Consider the following 20,447-nt stretch of genomic DNA (forward strand, 5'->3'; position numbering starts at 1 on the left):
CTCACTCCGCCTGTTATATTTGTAAACGTACTTGCCGCAACTACGTTTTTAGAATTTTGGATAATGATGGCAGATTGTTTGTCAAGGTCTTGCTTTGTTTGGCTATCAAGCCCGTTCAACATGCTTTCCACTTCTTGCTTGAAGTTGGCATCGGTCGCTAAGGCATTTTTCAGCAGTTCCAACACCGCCTCGGATTTCGCCCGAAATTTCTTGGCATCTCCTTTCCGAACAGCATTTTCTAAGGCATCAATCGTATCTTCTGCGGGTTTTCCTTTGAAAAAGCTGATGGCTTTTTTGCCTAATTCTTTCAAAGTGTCTTTCGCTATGCTTTTGGCGACATCTGCGCCTATGTTTTTCAAAAATTCTGCGCCGCCGCTTTCCCACAAAGAAAGCAAGCCGCTGAAAAGGGTTTCTTCCATGACAAGAGCATTTTTGCGTTAATTTAAAGAAATTTTTATACTAAAATGAGTCATTTACTACTTTATTGGTAGCATTGAACTGTTTTACAAAGCGCTACAGGGCATTTCCGAGGTGATTGACCCATCATGCAATTCATAATGGCATTAGTTCGCGCTTGGCATTATTTTAAAATGTTTTGTATGATAATAGTTAGCAAAGCAACTATTTTTTCGTAGCTTTGTCCAATTGGAAAGAATTACTCACCAAATTGGAATCAACATATGAAGACGCTTGAGATGCAAGACAATGCTGTCGCTGAATCTGTAGATTTTTTGCCTATCAACGGCACGGACTATGTAGAACTGTATGTAGGCAACTGCAAGCAGGCTGCGCACTATTATCAGACTGCTTTTGGTTTCCAACCGTTGGCCTATGCAGGTCTGGAGACGGGTTTGAAAGACCGCGAAACCTATGTATTACAACAGGGTAAAATCCGGCTGGTACTGACTTCGCCCCTGAAAGGTGGTACGGATATTGGTCGCCACATAGACACACACGGCGATGGTGTAAAGGTGATAGCTCTTTGGGTAAACGATGCGGTTGCTGCGTTTAACGAAACAGTTAGCCGTGGTGCAAAGCCCTATATGGAGCCTGTAACCGAAGAGGATGAGTTTGGCAAAGTTACTCGTTCGGGCATCTATACCTACGGCGAAACGGTGCATATCTTCGTTGATAGAAGCCGTTATTCAGGCCCGTTCCTGCCCGGCTTCCGCGCATGGAATCCTACTTATCGCCCGGCAGAGGTAGGTCTGACATTTGTTGACCATATGGTTGGCAATGTAGGCTGGAACGAGATGAACACATGGGTAGATTTTTATGCCCGCGTTATGGGATTCTCGCAGTTGGTTTCTTTTGACGACAAAGATATTTCGACCGAATATACTGCGCTGATGAGCAAGGTAATGAGTAACGGCAATGGTCGGATCAAATTCCCAATCAATGAACCCGCAGAAGGCAAGAAAAAGTCGCAGGTAGAAGAGTATCTGGATTTTTATGGTGGTGCAGGGGTTCAGCACTTAGCCGTTGCTACCGATAACATCATTGAAACTGTAACGCAACTGCGCAACCGTGGCGTAGAGTTCCTGCGCGTGCCTGCCACCTACTACGATACTGTATTGGATCGCGTAGGCGAAATAGACGAAGACTTGCTGCCGCTCAAAGAGTTGGGCATCCTGATTGATCGCGACGAGGAAGGCTATTTGTTGCAGATTTTTACGCGCCCTGTAGAGCCTCGCCCGACGATGTTCTTTGAGATTATCCAGCGCAAAGGGGCCAAGTCATTTGGCAAAGGTAACTTTAAAGCGCTTTTTGAAGCCATTGAGCGCGAGCAAATGTTGCGCGGAACACTGTAAGAAACTTTTCAGTAAGCGATTGTTATATTTTCTGGAAGAGGCTGTCCGGAAAGGCTACATGTAGCACAGACTTTCAGTCTGTAGTCGTCTGATTATCAAGTATTTCAACGATTACAGACTAAAGTCTATGTTACTTTTTGGACTAATCAGCTGTCCAAAAGTTATACTACTATGAATTTGAGGACGGGTAATACTCTTTGCGGGCTTTGCGACAAATCATTGCGTCCTTGGCGGTTGCAACTTTTTACTGCAAAGAATATTGTGATTAAATTCATAACAACAGTAGTATTACAAACCGTGCTTTTCCAGACGGCGGTAAAGCGAAGCGCGGGTCAGCCCCAGTGCTTTGGCAGCTTTTGAGATATTGCCTGCGTGCTTGCTGATTGCCCTCTGGATGACGATTTTTTCTACATTTTCTAAGTTGTAGTTGTCTATGTCCAGCTCCGAACTTTCGCCTTTTTGCAGCAGGAAAAGGAAGTCGCCTGCCTGTAGCTCGTTATCATCGCTCATGATGATGGCGCGTTCGACGGCGTGTTGAAGTTCGCGGACATTACCCGGCCAGTGATACTGTTGTAGTTTGCGCATTGCGGATGCCGAAAAAGATTTCTGGGGCAAGTTATAGCGCTTGCTGTAGATTGCCGCATAGTGTTCTGCAAGCAGCGGGATGTCTTCCTGACGTTCGCGCAAAGGCGGCAAGTGCAACTCTACGGTATTGATGCGATAGAGTAGATCCTGCCGAAAATCGGAGTTTTCTACCATTTCATAAACGGGCATATTGGTTGCGCAGACTAAGCGAATATCTATCGGTATAGGTTGATTGCTGCCAACGCGGGTTATTTCGCGGCGTTGTAATACGGTCAGTAGTTTGGATTGCATCGCCAGCGGGAGGTTGCCGATCTCATCGAGGAACAGCGTACCTTTGTTGGCAGACTCAAAGCGCCCTGCGCGGTCTTCTTTGGCATCGGTAAAAGCACCTTTCTTATGTCCAAAAAGTTCACTTTCAAATAGCGTTTCGGTGATAGCGCCCATATCTACACTTACGAACGGGTGGTCTTTGCGCTGCGATGCCTGATGAATGGCGCGAGCGATTACCTCTTTGCCTGTACCGTTTTCACCCAAGATGAGAATGTTGGCATCGGTAACGGCTACTTTTCGGATGATGGTGAACAGGTTCATCATCGCCTCGCTTTTGCCGATAATACCTTCAAAAGGATTGCCGGAACTGCCTGCGGCTTTTTCTTTTCTGGCAGCAGTGGCGCTATTGTCTTTGGTTGTAGTTTTTGCACCTTTTTTACTTGCCACTGCGTTGAAAAGCGCTTCTACGAGTTTATCATTTTGCCAGGGTTTGAGCACAAAGTCAGTGGCACCGGCTTTGAGTGCCCGAACAGCCATTTCTACATCGCCATAGGCTGTAATCATCACTACAACTGCCTGCGGATCGCGCGTCAGAATTTCCTCCAACCAATAGAAACCCTCTTTGCCTGTGGCGGTGTCTTTGGTAAAATTCATATCTAGTAGAATGGCATCGTACTTGTCCTGATTGAGCAGGAAAGGAATTTTGCGGGGATCTTTTTCTATTTGTACTAACTTGGCATGTTTTTTTAACAGCAACTTGGTAGCCAGCAGGATGTCTTCGTTATCGTCTATGACGAGTACTTTTCCAAGTTCTTTTTCCATAAGCGGATACAGGTGTAGTTGTTTCGTGTTACGAATCGGCATACAGAGAAGTTGCCTTTTCAGGGGATAAATTTAGAAAAAACCAATAATTTTACACCTCACGAATTAATACTTTGCAAGCGCTAAATCTTCCACCGGCAACTTTGCAACTGCGCAACGTTCATGGACAAACGTTGGTTTTCGATATTTGTCGCAGGCGCTGGGTGCAGCTCAGCCCCGAAGAGTGGGTACGGCAGCACTGGTTGCACTACCTGACGCGCGATCTGGGAATTAGTAAATCGCTGATCAAGGTTGAACAAAGCATTGGCAAAGGAAAGAAAACATTTCGGGCTGATGTGGTCGTATATCGGCCAACGGCATTGACACCGTATTTGATTTTAGAGTGCAAGGCAGCACATGTTGCTATTGACGAGCAAGCGCTACAGCAGTTGTTGCATTATCAGCATCAAATTACAGCACAGGCACTTGCAATGAGCAACGGCTTGCAACACGTATTTTTTGAGAAAACAGCAGAAGGGGCGATGCAACCAGTAGAGGCGCTCTCTGTGATGAAAAATAATAACATAGGTTGATGAAGGATCTCGTACACCCTATTCGGATAGTGCTCGGGTTAACGACAACTGCATGGCTGCTAAGCAGTTGCGGAGTTTACCAGAAGTCGGTATTGCTCAAAACAGCAGACGACTTCAACAATGCCAAATTTCAAGCAACCCTCAAAGAAGCAGAACGCAACTATGTGCTACAGCCCTTTGACAAGATTACGGTAGAAGTATTTACCAACAAAGGAGAACGCATCCCCGATCCTAACGGCGAGTTCTTTTTCCGCATGGCAGGCGACCAACCTGTTGCAGGTCGGGGCGATCCTAACCAGAACATAAACCCTAATAATATTGGTGCTGGCGGCGGGATAGCCGGCATATCCAATACAGGTGTAGCTTTTTCTTCGCTGCGGACTTTCCTGATCAATGAAGACAATAATGCTTACTTGCCAATGGTTGGTGCTATACCACTGGCAGGGCTAAAGCTCTATCAGGCAGACAGCCTGCTGAGCAAGCGCTACAGCGAGTTTTTTGAAGAGAGCTACGTAATCAGCAATGTGATCAACCGCCGTGTAACGGTGCTGGGGGCTTTGGGCAATCGGGTAGTTCTGTTGCCCAACGACAACATGAACCTTTTAGAGGTAATAGCGCTGATAGGTAATCCCGACAGTCGTTCGCGGAATGATAGGATCAAACTCATCCGCAATGTGTTAGACAAGCCTGTGATGCAGGTCATAGACCTGAGTACGTGGGACGGGCTTCAGGCAGCCAGTTTGCGCGTACAGCCCAATGATGTGATTTACATAGAGCCGCGCAGAGGAGTTGTCAGGCGGGAGACACTTGCAGATGTTACCAGTTTTACCAATATATTTACCTCTGTGCTGGGCATTATTGCCACTACGATCAATACCGTCGTATTGATAAATGTTTTGCGCGATCGCTAACCGATAAACCATGATTCCCACATCCTCCGGACAATACAACAACGAGCGAAGCCTTATTACAGACGATAGCGACAGCGATTTTCTGGCAACGCTGGACTTGCAAAAACTCATCATGGTTGTCAGAAGGAGTACTTTTTGGCTAATACTCATCGTAGGGCTTTGTATAGCGGTAGCTTACCTGTACTTACGTTATACCAAGCCAATTTATCAATCGGTTGCCAGCCTACAGTTGGAAATGAAGGGGATTGCCCCTACGCTTTCCATCGGTATCTATCGCGATGAGGAATCGCAAACCAACTATTTGGAAGGGGAGTCGCAGTTTATTCGCTCCAATGTGATTTATACCGACGTAATCGAGCGTCTGAATCTTTGGGTAAGTTATTATGTAGAAGGTAAAATCATTGACGATGAAAAGTTTAATACCGCACCTTTCAAGGTTAGTTATTACAAAGTCAATGACGGTAGTTTCTACAATACCAAAAAGATCTACTGGCGCTACAAAGATCCCCGTACCTTTCGCCTTTCTTTTGAGACAGCAGCAGGCAGCACGTTTACTGCCGACTACAACTTTGGCGACACCATTCGACTGCCTCAGTTTGAGTGCGTGATTACGAATACTTTAACCAGCTATACAGGCAACGATCTGTTCTATTTCTATCTGCACGAAATTGGCTATTTGCAGAACTATATTGCATCGAATATCACAGCGGCAGCCGTTAATATCAAAGCGCGGATTATCAATGTAACCTTTAAAGATGCCAACCCAAGTAAGGCACAGGCAATAGTAGCCGCTGTAAGCGATGCTTATCTGAAGCGCAGCGTAGATAACAAGAACAAGCAAACCAAGCAAACAATTGCTTATTTGGAGCAGCAGTTGGACACTGCCGAAGCCTACATCGAGCGCTCCGAGCGCGACATTCAGGAGTACATGGATGCCAATAAGATTCCGCGTGAAAATGTGGATATAAAGGCAAAAATGGCGGATATTTTTGCTAAGATAGGAGTTCTGCAAGAGGAGAAACTTAAGCTCAATACGGAATTGCTCGCTTACCGCAAAATTATGGATTTTATCGTCGCCGATTCGAGCTACTTAGTAACAGCTGCTGTATCCGGAATGGTTTCCGATAGCAAAATCGGCGAAATAATACGTAGTTTATATAATAAACAGGATGATCTGGAGCGACTGCTGAAGTCCTACAAACCTTCTACCTTTGCCGTGCAGCAGCGGCAGCAAGATCTGGAGCGGCAGACACGAGATTTGTTGCGGCTCATTAGCTTTAATCGCGTCAACCTGATAGACAAGATATATGATCTGGACAGGAAAATACGCGACCTTGAGCAGCAGATACCCAGCAGCCCTAACGAGGCAGACATGGAACTGCGTAAAAAACAGCGCTACTTGGCATCTTACATAGATACGTATAACCTGTTGCTGAATCGGTTAGTCGAAATGGGTGTTTCAGAGGCAGGAACGGTGCCTAATTTCCAGATCCTTTCCTATGCTAATTTGCCAACTGTCCCGATTTTTCCTGATAAAAAAAGTATTTATCTCTATGCTGCTATTGCAGCAATTGCCCTCAGTGTACTGTTTGTAGCTGTCCGCTACTTGATGCAGAATAAAATCTCCAGCGTCCGCGAGATCGAGCGCCTCACCAGTGTGCCTATGCTGGGTATCGTGCCCTACTTTGTGCGCAGGCGGATGGAAAACTCACAATTGGTAGTACATCACAATCCTAAATCATCCATATCGGAGGCATTCCGCGGCATTCGCACCAATCTGGATTTTATGAGCCAGCGCTCAGGTAAACGCACGATTTCCGTTACTTCTACGGTTAGTGGCGAAGGGAAAACCTTCGTCGCTGTTAATCTAGGAGGAATTATTGCACTTTCCGACACGCGGGTGATAGTTTTGGACTTAGATTTGCGGAAGCCTAAAGTACATTTGGCTTTTGGCGTGGAAAATTTGGACGGAATCAGTAAAGTGCTGATCAGTCAGAGTAGGTGGCAGGACTGTGTGCGCAAGTCGGAAATCCCTACGCTGGACTATCTTACCGCAGGGCCGCATCCGCCCAATCCTGCCGAGTTGCTCATGTCAAAGCAAATGAGCCTCTTAATGGACGAACTCAAACAACACTACGACGTTGTTGTAATTGATACCCCACCGGTAGGAATTGTTACCGACGGTATCTTGGTTATGAGAAATGTAGATCTGCCGATTTATGTGGTGCGCGCAGACTACTCGCGGCTCAACTACTTAACTAATATTAATCGGCTAATGACGAGTAATAACTTTAATAAAATGTCGCTCGTCTTGAATGCTTTTGGACAAAAGCCCTCTTATGGTTATGGCTACGGCTACGGCTACGGCTACGGCTACGGCTACGGCTACGGTGAAAAAGGCAATGCAGGATACTACGAGGAGGTAAAAAAGGAAACCCAATGGTTCGGTAACTTAACGAAAAGATTTTTCAAAAAATGATTTCACTCTTTCGCATCAAAAAAACAACCTACGGTACAGTTAGCCCACTTACGGTAGATATGCACTCTCATTTGTTGCCCGGTATTGACGACGGTGTACAAACTTTTGAGCAGGCGATCGAGATTTTGCGAGAATTTGAGAGGTTGGGCTATAAAAAGCTCATCATCACACCGCACGTTATGAGCGACTTCTATCGGAATACCCCTGAAATCATCTTTAATAGATTAGATCAGCTTAGCGATATTATCGCACAATTGGGCATTGAAATCAGCATAGAAGCTGCCGCAGAGTATTACTTAGACGAATTTTTTGTGCGTAAGTTAGAGAATAAAGAGCCGCTGCTTACCTTAGGTGAGGGCTACGTGCTGTTTGAAACCTCATTTATGAACCCCTCACCTTACATAGAACATGCAATTTTTATGATGCTCTCCAACGGTTACAAGCCCGTACTCGCACACCCCGAACGATACGGCTACCTCTATGGCAAATTCCATAAATTAGCAGAATGGTACGAAAAGGGAGTGCTGATGCAAATTAATTCAGGCTCTCTGGTTGGCTACTACGGCCCGCAGGCCAAATATACTGCCGAACAACTGATTGATGAGCATATGGTAAGTTTTATTGGCAGCGACTGCCACAGAGAAAAACATCTCAAAACACACGCCCAAGCACAGGCAACAGAAAGCTACATCAGAGCGCTCAGCATAAATGTAATTCTGAATAACACATTATAGAAGATATGCTTGCGCTGACAAGCAGCAGGTATTTTTCTGCTTGAGCAACTTGTTGAAACTTCACTGAATTAGTTCGCGGAGCACATCTCTGGTAAGCGGTTTGTTAATATACTTGTGTACATAGCTGTAGCTCTTAGCTCGGTTAATATCGCCGACATTAATAGAAGAGGTGAGCATAATGATTTTGCAATGGCGCTTAGTCTCAGCGCTCAGTTTTTCAAACTGATCTAAAAACTGGAAACCATCCATCAATGGCATGTCTAGATCCAGAAAAATCAGCTCCGGCAAAATCTGTGCAGTGGGAATGCTCTTAGACAACTTTTCCATGTTCTTCAAGAACTCAATAGCGCTTTTTGCGCCGGAATGCGTGTAGATATTCTCACAGATATTTGCAGCCTCAATCATCTTTTGATTGATCAGGTTGTCAATATCATTGTCATCAATCAACATGACAGATTGAAACTTCTTCCCGGTGTTTGCCATTTACTAATTCGGTAGGTAATGGAATGTACAGCGAAATAAAGAAAAAAATCGTAAAACTCAATTAAGGGCGCAAGTTAGAAAAAACTGCCCGTAATCTGCATTTTTCTGTGCATATCTAATTTGAGCAGTATAAACAGCAGCAAAGTGAAAGACCACAGCGAAGAGCCGCCATAACTAAAAAATGGTAAGGGAATGCCAATTACTGGAAAAAGCCCGATGGTCATACCGATGTTGACGGTAAAGTGGAAAAACAGAATAGACATGGCCCCATAGGCATATACACGGCTAAATCGCGATTTCTGCCGTTCGGCTACAATCAGCAGGCGGTTGAGCAAAAGGATGAACAACCCTATCAGGAGCACACTGCCCAGCCATCCACGCTCTTCGGCAATCGTACAGAAAATAAAATCAGTGCTTTGATCGGGTACAAAGTTAAACTTGGTTTGTGTACCTTCCAGAAAGCCCTTGCCTAGCAGCCCGCCCGATCCAATAGCAATTTTGGACTGGTTTACTTGCCAGCCAATACCGCGCGCATCCATATCCGGATCTATAAGCACTTCTATGCGCTTCTGCTGGTGTGGCTTGAGGATCTTGTAAACAAAGAAGTCTACCCCATAGACAATACCTATTGAAATGACTGTTAATAATCCTGTTGCTATCCATGGGTTGCGCTTGCGTCGGTGGAACAAAAGCCCGTATAGCAAGCCTATGCTGCCAATAGTTATCATCAGTTGGAGCAGGTATTCTTTGAAGACTAATGTCAGGATTAGCAATACACTCGCCATTAGGCCCGCTGCGAGTATCTCGCCGGGCATACCTTCTCTGTAGAGCATGATAGCAAGCGATGCAAACACAAGTGCAGATCCGGTATCACCCTGCAAAAGGGTCAGTATAGTTGGAACAGCGATTAGTAGCAGCACAATGATTAGGTTGTCGAGGCGCATGAGCTTAGTGTTCGGATCGCTGAGGAATCTTGCCAGCGCCAGTACAGTTGCCATTTTCGCCAGTTCAGAGGGCTGGAAACGCATAAAGCCCAGATCGAACCACGACTTTGAGCCGGCAATTTCGCGCCCGAAGAATAAAACGCCTATCAGCATCAACATCACCAGCGCATAAGCTACGTAAGCGAATTTGACGTAGATCTTCACATCCAGAATAAGGATGAAAAATCCGATCAGCAGCCCGCAGCAAATCCAGACAAACTGTTTACCTGAGTTAATAGAAAGATCGAAGATCGAACGCTTAGTCTCCGGATCGTACACCGCAGCATAAATATTGACCCAGCCCAAAAGCACAAGGACAATATATAAGGCCAACAGCCCTGCGTCCAACTGGCTGAATATGCCTCTTAAAATGCTTCTTCCCGAGCGTTCCATGACAAAAACCTATTACGAAGATAGTGATTTGTGGCCAAAGCAAGATGGTTTCAGGTTATTTAACAATAGATCACACCACTAAACCGCCAAATTTAGCATAGCTTTGCAACTATGAGCAGCCTAATGCGCAATTTATTCTTATTGATGATTGCCTGTGCGTGCATGTCTTGCGAGGACTGTGTGTTTTCCTCGCCGCACTCTGAGGAGCCTGTGGTGCGGTTCTATCGGAAGAACAGTCGCCGCGCACTGGCACCCGCCTTCGACTCTGTCCAAACAGGCAGGGGTATTACCATTTATCGCGCAGGGGATATCCTGTATAGTAGTATCACTTCCGAGAATCCTTTGCCCAACAGTTTAGCTTTGCCCATAGATCCTTCCAGAGATACGGCAGCGTTTGTTTTTTTTGGCAGAAGGCCGGGCGCGCCTGTGAGCATGCCTGCTCGCCGTGATACACTGGTGCTAGCCTACAGGCGCGTGCTGGGCATTGTCTCGCCGGATTGCGGCGCCGATCGGCGGATTGAAAACCTGCGCATACTGAAACATACCTACGACTCGGCGCAGGTTGTGGGGATTCCTGTCGTTTTACGCACCGATAGCGTCCATATTCGCTTGTTCTGGTAATGTTGCTTTACAGATGGTTTTTGGCAGTTGTTGCTGCTTTCATAATGAGTCCGGTAGTTTATGCGCAGCCCAAACCCATAGTATTAGATTCGCTGCGCCCGTCGTTTCGGGAACGCGTCCAAACATGGATTGCCACCCGTTCGTTCAAGCCCTATGCCTTGCGCATGGGTACAGACCTTTCCTATTGGCTCAACGGGGCAGCATCCGCACCTTTTGGGCGCAGCACTATTGGCGATAATCTGCGTAATTTCTATGCCAATACTACTCGATTCGAGCTAACGGGCGATATGGCATTTAACCGCAATAAACACTTTCTCCTAGCCGATGTGGGCTATTCCTCTACCTTTCGGGAACGCAACGAGGCAGATAATGTGCGTAATGTCAGCTATCGCAATACGGGTACTTACTGGCGACTGGGCTTCGACTACAATCTACTGCACAAAACTTTTACCGATCGGCAACAGGCGCTCCTGCTGGGGCTGCGCTACGGACGCGCTAACTTTTCGCACGAGGCAAGCTACACCGTCCAGAGTAAGCCTTGGGGTTTTGATGGTACGCCGGAGGCGCCTGCATTTTCAGAAACCATTAGTGAAAGGCTTGGTTATCGCTGGTTAGAAATGAATGCCGGACTGCGCGTCGCCGTTTGGCGCGAGTTGTATTTAGGCTATACTTTCCGCATCAAATTGGCGGGGCAGCCGACAGCAGAGAATCGGCTGCTGCCCAACGAAATTCCGGGCTTTGGCACTGTCCGCAGCAACCTCAAACTATCGTTCAACTACCATATCTACTACCGCCTGCCGCTCGTAAAGCAACTGTAAACCGGACAAAAACTGTTAACCAAAAATTAATGGCACAAAAAAATAGCTTCAGTCATAGAGAATTGCATTTTTTCGCGTATATTGGCTTTGTAATAAACCTCAAATGAAAAGAAATGATTGAATTAATCCCCTCTATGTCTGTTTTAGGTGGTAAATGTGTGCGCTTAAAGCAAGGTAAATACGATGATTTCACGACCTACGATATAAGCCCCTTAGAGTTGGCACAACAGTTTGAAGAACACGGCATTCGCAGGCTTCATCTGATAGACTTAGACGGAGCAAGAACCGGTAAAGTGATGAACTACGAAGTACTGGGTCTTATCTCGCAGCATAGCAACATAGAGGTAGATTTTAGCGGCGGTATCAGCAATGACGGCGAAGCCTCAACTGTATTTGAGTACGGTGCTAAGATGATGACGGTTGGCTCTGTTGCTATCCGTAACGAGTCGCTGTTTGCCGGTTGGCTGGTTACTTACGGACGCAATAAAGTGATTCTGAGTGCAGACGTAATCGAAGGCAATAAAATTGCTGTTACAGGTAGACAAAAAGGTACGGACATAGATCTGTTTGAGTTTGTTCAAAAATTCTATGACCAAAGTCTGCTGTACCTCAAATGTGCTAGTAACGAAAAAGACGGTACGCTCAGCGGTCCCGATTTTGACCTGTACAAGGCCCTGCTCGAGCGCTTCCCTGATCTGCGCATTATGGCGAGCGGAGGCATTAGCAGCGTGGACGATATTCGCCGCCTCGAAGATATGGGTGTTTATGCAGCTATTATCGGTAAGGCCTATTACGAAGGAAAAATCACACTGAAAGATATGGAGTCTTTCTACGCCAGAACCTAATAAGGCATCGCTGTGATGATGATTGCTTCACTTAAACAACTTTGCCTAAGCACCCGCTTTGTCAAAGTTGTCTTTTATTTTTGTAACATGAAACTTATAGACCCTACTAAGGTTTACCCGAAAGAAACTGTTTCAAGATCAATTATCCGTTTTCAGGACTGCGACCCACTGCAACATCTGAATAATGCAAAATATTTTGACTATTTTTTTAATGCACGCGAAGATCAGGTTCCTAAGCTATATGGATTGAAGCCATTGGACATATTCCAACAGTTTCAGGCAGCATGGGTCGTGTACAATCATCAGATTGCTTACGTGCGTTCGGCAAGGGTAGGAGAGTGGGTTACTATCTATTCCCGTTTGATTGCTTACGGCGAGGATACTGCCGTGATAGAATATGTAATGGCATGCGAAGACGATGTAACTTTCAAGGCGCTTTTGTGGACAACGCTGAAATATATAAGTATCAAAACAGGAAAAAAGCACCCACATCATCCCGAAGTGATGGACTATCTGCAGGCTATTCTCTATCAGGATTTTGACTTTAATCAAACCTCTTTTGAACAGCGCATCAAGCAGATATCAACAACATATAAAGCTCGAAAATTATCGCAGTAAATTCAAAAGTTTACATGATCATTTGGAAGTAAGTTAAGAATTCCATAAATTGGTGTAATAAATCATCAACCTGTACTTTTTTGAACTTTTAGCTATGTATTTGCAACTGATCAATTCCGACTGCAAGGCAAAATTATGCCGTCAGGGTTATTCTTTTTTGAAGAAAAAAGGTATGAATGAAGGCTGGCGTTTGCATTCCGCAGGCTATGCCGTACTACAGTTCACTCAATTTGGGCGTATTCAAACGTACTATCTGCATAAACTGCTTGCAGACCACTTCTTACAAAAGCCTAACTCAGGTAAGAAACTTTTTGTAAGAATGAAAAACGGCAACAAACTCGATTGTCGTATTGAGAACCTTGAGTGGACGACTATGTCCAACCTAAGACGCCAACAAACCGTACACGACCACTACAGAGGTGTTTCTAAAGACGGTAAGAAGTACCGTGCTGTTATTTACGACAAAGGCGAGCGCATCTACCTCGGCGTTTTTGATACGCCGGAGGCTGCTGCAAAAGCCTACAACGAAGAATCCCTCAAGCGATTTGGTGTTACCAATAGCCTGAATGACATTCACGAATAATCAGTTGTACCGATTGATTTGCTGTTTATGCCTTTTGTTATCAACAGGGCAGAGCATGGCACAAATTAATGAGGTGCCTACGGTCATTGTTCGTAAAAAGCGTACACTCTTGTTGCAAATAGTACACCAGCAGATCAGAGTTACAAGCCAAAACCTACTCATCATCAGGCATGGAACAAAGCAGGCAAATCTGACTGACTTGGAGCGAATCGGTTATTCCAAGTTCAATAAGCTGCTGAAAGTCAAGGCTTATACTATCACCCCACGAGGTGACACGCTGCACGTTACTGCATTCAGCGACCAGAGCACTGTGCAGGCGGGAGTTTTTTACGACGACTACATGGAGCGCGTTTTCCTGTTTCCCGGGGTTGTAGCAGGTGCTGTTTCGCACCTTTATTACACCGAAGAGTTGTTAGAGCCGCGCTTTCTCGGCGTGTATTATTTCAACTCATCCTTTCCTGTACAGCAAAGCGAGTTTGAGATCGTATTTGATAGAAATATTCGCGTAGACTTCTCTGCTTTTCATACCGAAAAAGTTGTGTGGCAGCAGAAAAAGCACCGCAAAGGCTGGTCTTATCTTTGGACAGCGGCCAACGTGCCTGTATTCCGAAGAAAGCCGGGCGAACAAAGTATTAGTTACAGAGCGCCGCACGTCATTCCTCGCATCTCATACTATCAGTTTTCTGATAAACTTAAAATTCCATTGCTTTCCAACGTTGCCGATTTGTACGCTTGGTACGGGGGGTTGGTAGAAGGAGTAGGCAAAGAAGAGATGGACAGCAAAACATTGCTATCATTAGTAGATAGCCTGACTGCCGGCATGCAAAGTACCGAGCAAAAAGCAAGGGCTATATTCACTTGGGTACAGCAAAACATCCATTACATAGCCTTTGAAGACGGCTACGGCGGGCTGATTCCGCGAAAAGCTACAGATGTACTGCGCAAGCGCTACGGCGATTGTAAAGATATGACTGCTCTGCTCGTAGCTTTGATGAGACATGCGGGCATAGAAGCCTACTTTACTTGGATCGGTACGCGCCGCCTGCCCTATCGCTACACGGAACTGCCTACCCCAATGGTAGATAACCACATGATTGCTACCATCAAACTTGGTGAGCAACTCATTTTTCTGGATGCGACTGATACCGACCTGCCCTTTGGAATGCCTTCTGCAATGATTCAGGGAAAGGAAGCGTTGATTGGCAAGTCGCGTTATACCTATGAAATCAAGACTGTACCCATTGTAGCAGCGCATCGGAATACTTTGGAAGACAGTGTAGTAATCAAATTACAGCCCGAAGAAATCTATGTTGCAGGACGTGTCGTTGGCAGTGGCTATTTCAAAAGTGAGTTGAATACTAGGCAGGCCGTTTTCAATACCCGCAATCTGATAGGATTGGAGTGGGGGGTTGTATCCCTATCCGATTCGGTTAGGGCTGCGGACTACACCTATCGTCAGCAGCAGGCTATCACCCAACAAGACCGCCAACTGTATTTTAATCCGCATACAATCGCAGGACGGCACGATGAAAAATGGCTACCCGGCGAACAAACGTTCAATCATTGGGAGTTTGAGCACACCTTCAAATTGGTGCAGCAGCAATTAATTGTATTGCCCGAAGGCTGGGAAGTAGAAAGGCTGCCCACAGATGCGGCGACTTGCTATTCCGACTTTGGCTTTGAAATACGATACGAAAAAAAAGAAACGAGCATTTTGATAAGTCGCACCATTTTTGTAAACACGTTGCTTGTTGATCAGCAGCGAGTAACTGATTGGCAGCAGTTGATGGAAAAGTACAGCTACGCCACACGGCAAAACATTATTTTCCGCCAAGTCCACTAAATAATTTGTAGATTTACACGTTATAGCTCCTAAAAACACCGATCACTTGACTTCCCGAACCTCGACGTTTCTATTTGGTTGCAGTCTGCTGCTGTGCCTGCAACTTTCTCACAACAGCATGGCTGATGCCTCTTCGTTCAGAGGAGTGCTTGGCGCAATCCTGTTTTCTAAACCTACAGCGCGCATCACAACAGGAGCGCTTACAACGCGTGGTGTGTTTGAAGATGAAACCTATGACTGGCAGGAGAAGCGATCACTGACAGGCATTCCGTTCAATCCTGCATACAGTGACGCAGTGATTATTAATGAGCGGCGCGTGCTGGAGTACGCACAGCAGGGCGATGAGAAAATGTACCTTTATGAGACCGTACATAAGATCATCCGCATTAATAATCGCGAAGCAATTGGACGCTTTAACAAGGTGCGCATCCCGCTGGCAGACGTAAACCACGTCATCACATTAAAAGCCCGCACGATTCATCCTTCAGGTACAATTACAGAAGTTACGCAACAAGAAATACGTTCGCTGCAAAACGTTGAGAACACAGGTGCCTACTTGATATTCGCATTGGAAGGATTGGAGAGCGGGAGCGAGATTGAATATATCTATCAGGTACGCCGCGATCCGAGTTTCTTTGGACGGGTAACTTTTGAAATACCGGTTCCTGTCTGGCAATTAGAATTTGAGATTATCACCCCCGAACACCTGATTTTTGAAGCGAAAAGCTACAATCACTTTCCTGATTTGCGTATGCTTGCGCTGCGCTATCCGGGCAAGCACTCGCTGTATGCCCGATTGGAGCAGGCGCTACAAATCAATGAAAAAGTTCGTCAGTCACATCTGATGCGCGTAGACTACAAACTCGCTTACAACACGCTGAAAAGCAACAAACCGCTCTATACATGGGACGATATGGCGCGTGCGGTACGCGCCACTATCTACGACTTTGAAGCGGTCAGTGAAGAAGATATTAACCGTTTGTACAAGCATTCAACTGCTATTATCGGCAAAGCCAGTAAAGAGGAAGATCAAATCAAGGCAATTATTGACTATGTCAGCAGAAATATCCGCATCATACCCGACCAGGAGCACTTGCATGAATCGCCAATTAGTGCTATAGATACCCACATCGGCGGTAGGATGGATATAATTCGGCTTTATGCATTGCTCTTCACAATGGCAGACATTCCACATCGGGTATTGGTAACGGCAGATCGCAACCGCATGGGTTTCGATCGCGACTTTGCTACGCTTTTTTCATTGGAAGAATTCATTTTCCACTTCACACAGTCAGATCGTTATTTTGCACCCATACATACCGAGTATGGGCTTGGTATTATTCCCGCCGCGCTGCAAGGCAATCAGGCACTGGTAGTAGCCCCGCCCTTCGACGAATGGGAAGAGCCGATTATTGAGCAACTAATTGAAAATCTGCCTATTAGCGATTTTTTGCAGTCTATTGATCAGAACTGTCTGTATCTGCAAGCCGACGAAGAGATGGATAACCTTACCGCCTACTGGGAGCGCTCGCTCTCCGGGCATTTGGCAATTCTCTTGCGCAGGTGGCATCGAAATGCCGATGCAGATGAGTTTTCTGCTATTATGCAAAAGGTAGTACAGTATCACGTGCCTCAAGCAACCATTACAGGACTTTCTTGGGAAGAATCAACACTTGCCAACAACCTGCCCGGCATGACCATCCGCGTCGGATTGAAAGCCAACAGCTTGCTCGAATATGCGGGCGAAAGCCGCCTGCTGCGCATCGGAAGAATGGTAGAAACGAGCATTAGAAATCATTCGCCCGATTATCCCTTTGGCAGACACTACCAAATCAGGCTGCAACTTCCCGAAGGTTGGCAGCTCAAAAATATGGATGAACTGAATAAGTCTGCCACATTGAAGCAAGATAACACCATATATGCGCATTTCTCCGCTTCAGGACAAATGGAAGGCTCAACGCTAGTCATTACCGTAGAAGAGTATTTTCCCGAAGTAGTAATTCCCGAATCCATGACTGCACAATACCAGCAAGTAAAGAACTGTGCAACCGCCTTCGGTTATGTAACTTTAGTTATACAAAAGGCGGAATAAATTGCCTATTTTTGTAGGCATGAGAAAGTTGCAAAGTTTTGCCATTGTTTTTTGGCTATTGCTCGGCATAGGCACAAAGGCACAGGTACAAAAGCCGATTAGTTGGAGCGCCAAAGTCGAAAAAGATCAGGTTACGGTCGGAAGCACAGTAGATATAATTTTTTCTGCTACTATAGACGGCGATTGGTATTTATATTCTTCGGATTTTGATCCCAATCTGGGACCTACTGTTACGACCTTCAAGTTTATACCCAACTCATCCTACGAATTGGTAGGGGGTATCAAGCCTATTGGTGCGAAAAAGAAATACGATGAAATATGGGGGGGCGAGTACACTTATTTCAAACGCAAGGCAGAGTTTCGGCAGACAGTGCGCGTACTCAACGAACGCTTTAATGTAGTGGCCAATGTTAACTATCAGGTTTGCACCGATGTAGATGGGCGCTGCATTCCGCTAGACGACGATTTTTCAGTAGGCGCAGAAATCAAGGTACTGTCTGCCAAAGCAGATCATACTGTGCAGGATCAGGCAAGTAAGCCTGCTGAAGTAACTTCGCCTGCTACCGACGAGGTAAAAGGAGAAAGTGCTCCTGCTGATGTGCCAGTCAATGATAAGACAGCAGAGCAGCCTGCCGCTTCTATACAGCCCGTTGCAGCTATTGCCACTCCACAAGAAGAATCTACTACAGGCTTTATGATTGCTGCATTCCTAAGCGGTCTGTTGGCGCTGCTTACGCCTTGCGTGTTCCCGATGATTCCGATGACAGTTTCGTTTTTCATCCGCAAAAGCCAGTCGCGGGCGCAGGCTATTGGTAAAGGTGTCATTTTCGGCCTTTCTATCATCAGCATCTATATGCTGATTGGTATTGTCTTCTCACTCATTTTTGGGGCAGATGCTGCCAACCTGCTAGCAACCCACTGGCTGCCCAACATACTCTTCTTCCTGATTTTCTTCATTTTCGCACTTTCGTTTTTCGGGATGTTTGACATTGTGCTGCCTGCCAGCCTGACCACCAAAATTGACTCACAGGCAGATCGCGGTGGCTTAGTGGGTATCTTTTTTATGGCGCTGACGCTGGCGGTTGTGTCTTTCTCTTGTACCGGCCCGATCGTTGGTGCAGTATTGGTAGAAGCTGCCGGAGGCTCACTGTTCAAACCTGCATTGGGTATGTTTGCCTTTTCTATGGCTTTTGCACTGCCCTTTGCGCTGTTTGCAATTTTCCCTTCGCTGCTGAGCGGGCTGCCGAAGTCCGGTGGTTGGCTAAACGTAGTTAAGGTAATGCTTGGCTTTATTGAACTGGCGCTGGCTTTCAAATTCCTTAGCGTTGCCGATCAGGTCTATCACTGGGGGCTGCTCGACCGTCCGATATTCATCGCCATTTGGATTGCTATTGCACTGACCGCAGGCTTCTACCTGCTTGGCAAAATCCGCCTGCCACACGACAGCCCTGTGGAGGTTATCGGTGTGCCGCGCCTCCTTGTTGCCATAGCCACCTTTACTTTTGTTATTTATTTGCTGCCGGGCATGTTTGGTGCGCCTTTGGCGGCACTTTCGGGCTACCTGCCTCCGCAAACTACCCACGATTTTGATTTAGTAAGCCTCATCCGCCAAAATGCGGGAGTGGCAGCGGTCAATAACGGCAACGTGCCGCAAAACGTGAAGTATGGCGATAAATTCAAACTGCCACACGGACTAAAAGGATACTTTGATTACAAAGAAGCCCTTGCCGCTGCCAAAAGAGAAAACAAGCCCCTATTTATTGACTTTACGGGGCACGGCTGCGTAAATTGCCGCAAGATGGAGGCAAACGTATGGATAAAACCCGAAGTGATACAGCGCCTGCAAAACGATTACATTATTGTAGCGCTTTATGTAGATGACCCTACAGAGTTGCCCGAAGACGAGTGGGTAAAGTCTAGCTACGATGGAAAATTGAAAAAGACAATCGGTAAAATAAATGCCGATTTGCAGATTACAAAGTTCAATAACAACGCACAGCCTTATTATGTATTGCTGGGGCACGATGAATTACCGCTCGTAACCCCTGTGGCATACGATGAAAATGTGGATAACTTTATTCGATTTTTAGACGCAGGAAAGGCAAATTTCAATGCGAAAGTAGCTCAGAACTAAGTTGTTATGATTTTATGATAGATGATAATTCTCTGCGTTCTTTGCGAAAAATCATTGCGTTCTTTGCAGTTGAACCCTTTTTACTGCAAAGAATGCCAAGTATGCAGAGTTCGCAGAGATTGAATTCATTCGATTACAAGTTGTTGCAACCCAATTAACACGACTTAAACCATGCTTGATAAAAACGGAATCGCTAAAAGAATTGCCCGCGAACTGAAAGACGGCTACTATGTCAATCTTGGCATTGGTATTCCTACGCTGGTAGCAAATTACATCCCCGCAGGAATGGACGTGGTGCTTCAATCGGAAAACGGCTTGCTTGGCATAGGCCCTTTCCCGACAGAGGAAGAAGTGGATGCCGACCTGATTAATGCAGGCAAGCAAACCATTACCATGATACCGGGTGCGAGTCTTTTTAGTTCTGCCGACAGTTTTGCCATGATTCGCGGCGGACACATAGACTTAACCATTTTGGGTGCAATGGAAGTGTCGGAAAACGGTGATATCGCCAACTGGAAAATCCCCGGCAAGATGGTCAAAGGTATGGGCGGTGCGATGGACTTGGTTGCTTCTGCCAAAAACATCATCGTAGCGATGCAACATTGCAGCAAGGACGGCAAGTCTAAGTTGCTGAAGGAATGTACCCTACCACTAACGGGCGTTCGCTGCGTTAAAAAAATTGTGAGCGATTTGGCAGTGATGGATATTCTGCCTGAAGGCGGCTTCCGACTGTTGGAACGCGCCCCAGGCGTAAGCGTGGACTACATCCGCTCAGTAACGGAGGGCAAGCTCATCATTGAAGGCGAAATTCCGGAAATTGTTTTTGAGTAAACCTCTTGCCTACAACTGT

General features: G+C 46.0%; 18 protein-coding genes. 14 read left to right on the forward strand and 4 right to left on the reverse strand.

Annotated elements, in window-relative coordinates; genetic code table 11:
- A partial coding sequence (locus ACWIP2_RS09575; protein ID WP_448519705.1) for a hypothetical protein occupies window positions 1–419 on the reverse strand: 419 nt, incomplete at its 3' end.
- Window positions 420–680: 261 nt separating this feature from the next.
- Here ACWIP2_RS09575 and hppD point away from each other — a divergent pair.
- A complete protein-coding gene (gene hppD, locus ACWIP2_RS09580) occupies window positions 681–1,811 on the forward strand; it encodes a 4-hydroxyphenylpyruvate dioxygenase (protein ID WP_448519706.1) in 1,131 nt (376 codons plus the stop codon).
- Window positions 1,812–2,099: 288 nt separating this feature from the next.
- Here hppD and ACWIP2_RS09585 read toward each other — a convergent pair whose 3' ends face one another.
- Window positions 2,100–3,488: a sigma-54-dependent transcriptional regulator gene (locus ACWIP2_RS09585; protein WP_448519707.1), complete on the reverse strand. Its 1,389-nt coding sequence runs from the start codon at window positions 3,486–3,488 to the stop codon at window positions 2,100–2,102.
- A gap of 113 nt (window positions 3,489–3,601) precedes the next feature.
- Here ACWIP2_RS09585 and ACWIP2_RS09590 point away from each other — a divergent pair, with 113 nt between their 5' ends.
- From ACWIP2_RS09590 to ACWIP2_RS09605, 4 genes are read left to right on the forward strand one after another with little or no spacing between them, the layout of a single operon-like run.
- Complete coding sequence (locus ACWIP2_RS09590; protein ID WP_448519708.1) at window positions 3,602–4,060, forward strand: type I restriction enzyme HsdR N-terminal domain-containing protein; 459 nt, start codon at window positions 3,602–3,604, stop codon at window positions 4,058–4,060.
- Window positions 4,060–4,971, forward strand: a complete 912-nt coding sequence (locus ACWIP2_RS09595) for a hypothetical protein (protein ID WP_448519709.1) — start codon at window positions 4,060–4,062, stop codon at window positions 4,969–4,971. The genes ACWIP2_RS09590 and ACWIP2_RS09595 overlap by 1 nt, the downstream gene beginning before the upstream one ends.
- A 10-nt stretch (window positions 4,972–4,981) precedes the next feature.
- Window positions 4,982–7,450, forward strand: coding sequence for a polysaccharide biosynthesis tyrosine autokinase (locus ACWIP2_RS09600; RefSeq protein WP_448519710.1), 2,469 nt, complete (start codon window positions 4,982–4,984; stop codon window positions 7,448–7,450).
- Window positions 7,447–8,184, forward strand: a complete 738-nt coding sequence (locus ACWIP2_RS09605) for a tyrosine-protein phosphatase (protein WP_448519711.1) — start codon at window positions 7,447–7,449, stop codon at window positions 8,182–8,184. Before ACWIP2_RS09600 ends, ACWIP2_RS09605 begins: the two co-directional genes overlap by 4 nt.
- Window positions 8,185–8,244: 60 nt before the next feature.
- Here ACWIP2_RS09605 and ACWIP2_RS09610 read toward each other — a convergent pair whose 3' ends face one another.
- Window positions 8,245–8,667, reverse strand: coding sequence for a response regulator (locus ACWIP2_RS09610; RefSeq protein ID WP_448519712.1), 423 nt, complete (start codon window positions 8,665–8,667; stop codon window positions 8,245–8,247).
- 74 nt (window positions 8,668–8,741) lie between these two features.
- Window positions 8,742–10,043 (reverse strand): rod shape-determining protein RodA, encoded by a 1,302-nt coding sequence (gene rodA / locus ACWIP2_RS09615; protein WP_448519713.1) that lies wholly within the window; start codon window positions 10,041–10,043, stop codon window positions 8,742–8,744.
- Between the two features lie 123 nt (window positions 10,044–10,166).
- Here rodA and ACWIP2_RS09620 point away from each other — a divergent pair, with 123 nt between their 5' ends.
- From ACWIP2_RS09620 to ACWIP2_RS09660, 9 genes are all read left to right on the forward strand, one after another.
- Entirely contained in the window at window positions 10,167–10,664 is a 498-nt protein-coding gene (locus tag ACWIP2_RS09620) for a hypothetical protein (RefSeq protein ID WP_448519714.1), read from the forward strand.
- Window positions 10,664–11,482 carry a DUF6048 family protein gene (locus ACWIP2_RS09625; protein ID WP_448519715.1) on the forward strand — a complete coding sequence of 273 codons (819 nt, stop codon included), beginning with the start codon at window positions 10,664–10,666 and terminating at the stop codon, window positions 11,480–11,482. The genes ACWIP2_RS09620 and ACWIP2_RS09625 overlap by 1 nt, the downstream gene beginning before the upstream one ends.
- A 113-nt stretch (window positions 11,483–11,595) precedes the next feature.
- On the forward strand, window positions 11,596–12,327 hold the full coding sequence (locus ACWIP2_RS09630) for a 1-(5-phosphoribosyl)-5-[(5-phosphoribosylamino)methylideneamino]imidazole-4-carboxamide isomerase (protein WP_448519716.1): 732 nt from the start codon (window positions 11,596–11,598) through the stop codon (window positions 12,325–12,327).
- A gap of 87 nt (window positions 12,328–12,414) precedes the next feature.
- A complete protein-coding gene (locus tag ACWIP2_RS09635; protein ID WP_448519717.1) occupies window positions 12,415–12,945 on the forward strand; it encodes an acyl-CoA thioesterase in 531 nt (176 codons plus the stop codon).
- Between the two features lie 94 nt (window positions 12,946–13,039).
- Window positions 13,040–13,528 (forward strand): HNH endonuclease, encoded by a 489-nt coding sequence (locus tag ACWIP2_RS09640; RefSeq protein ID WP_448519718.1) that lies wholly within the window; start codon window positions 13,040–13,042, stop codon window positions 13,526–13,528.
- A gap of 55 nt (window positions 13,529–13,583) precedes the next feature.
- Window positions 13,584–15,371, forward strand: coding sequence for a transglutaminase domain-containing protein (locus tag ACWIP2_RS09645; protein ID WP_448519719.1), 1,788 nt, complete (start codon window positions 13,584–13,586; stop codon window positions 15,369–15,371).
- 46 nt (window positions 15,372–15,417) lie between these two features.
- Window positions 15,418–17,463 (forward strand): DUF3857 domain-containing protein, encoded by a 2,046-nt coding sequence (locus ACWIP2_RS09650; protein ID WP_448519720.1) that lies wholly within the window; start codon window positions 15,418–15,420, stop codon window positions 17,461–17,463.
- 19 nt (window positions 17,464–17,482) lie between these two features.
- Entirely contained in the window at window positions 17,483–19,597 is a 2,115-nt protein-coding gene (locus ACWIP2_RS09655; RefSeq protein WP_448519721.1) for a cytochrome c biogenesis protein CcdA, read from the forward strand.
- 171 nt (window positions 19,598–19,768) lie between these two features.
- Complete coding sequence (locus ACWIP2_RS09660; RefSeq protein WP_448519722.1) at window positions 19,769–20,428, forward strand: CoA transferase subunit B; 660 nt, start codon at window positions 19,769–19,771, stop codon at window positions 20,426–20,428.
- The last annotated feature ends 19 nt before the right edge of the window (window positions 20,429–20,447 follow it).

Source organism: Rhodoflexus sp., from assembly GCF_053489755.1.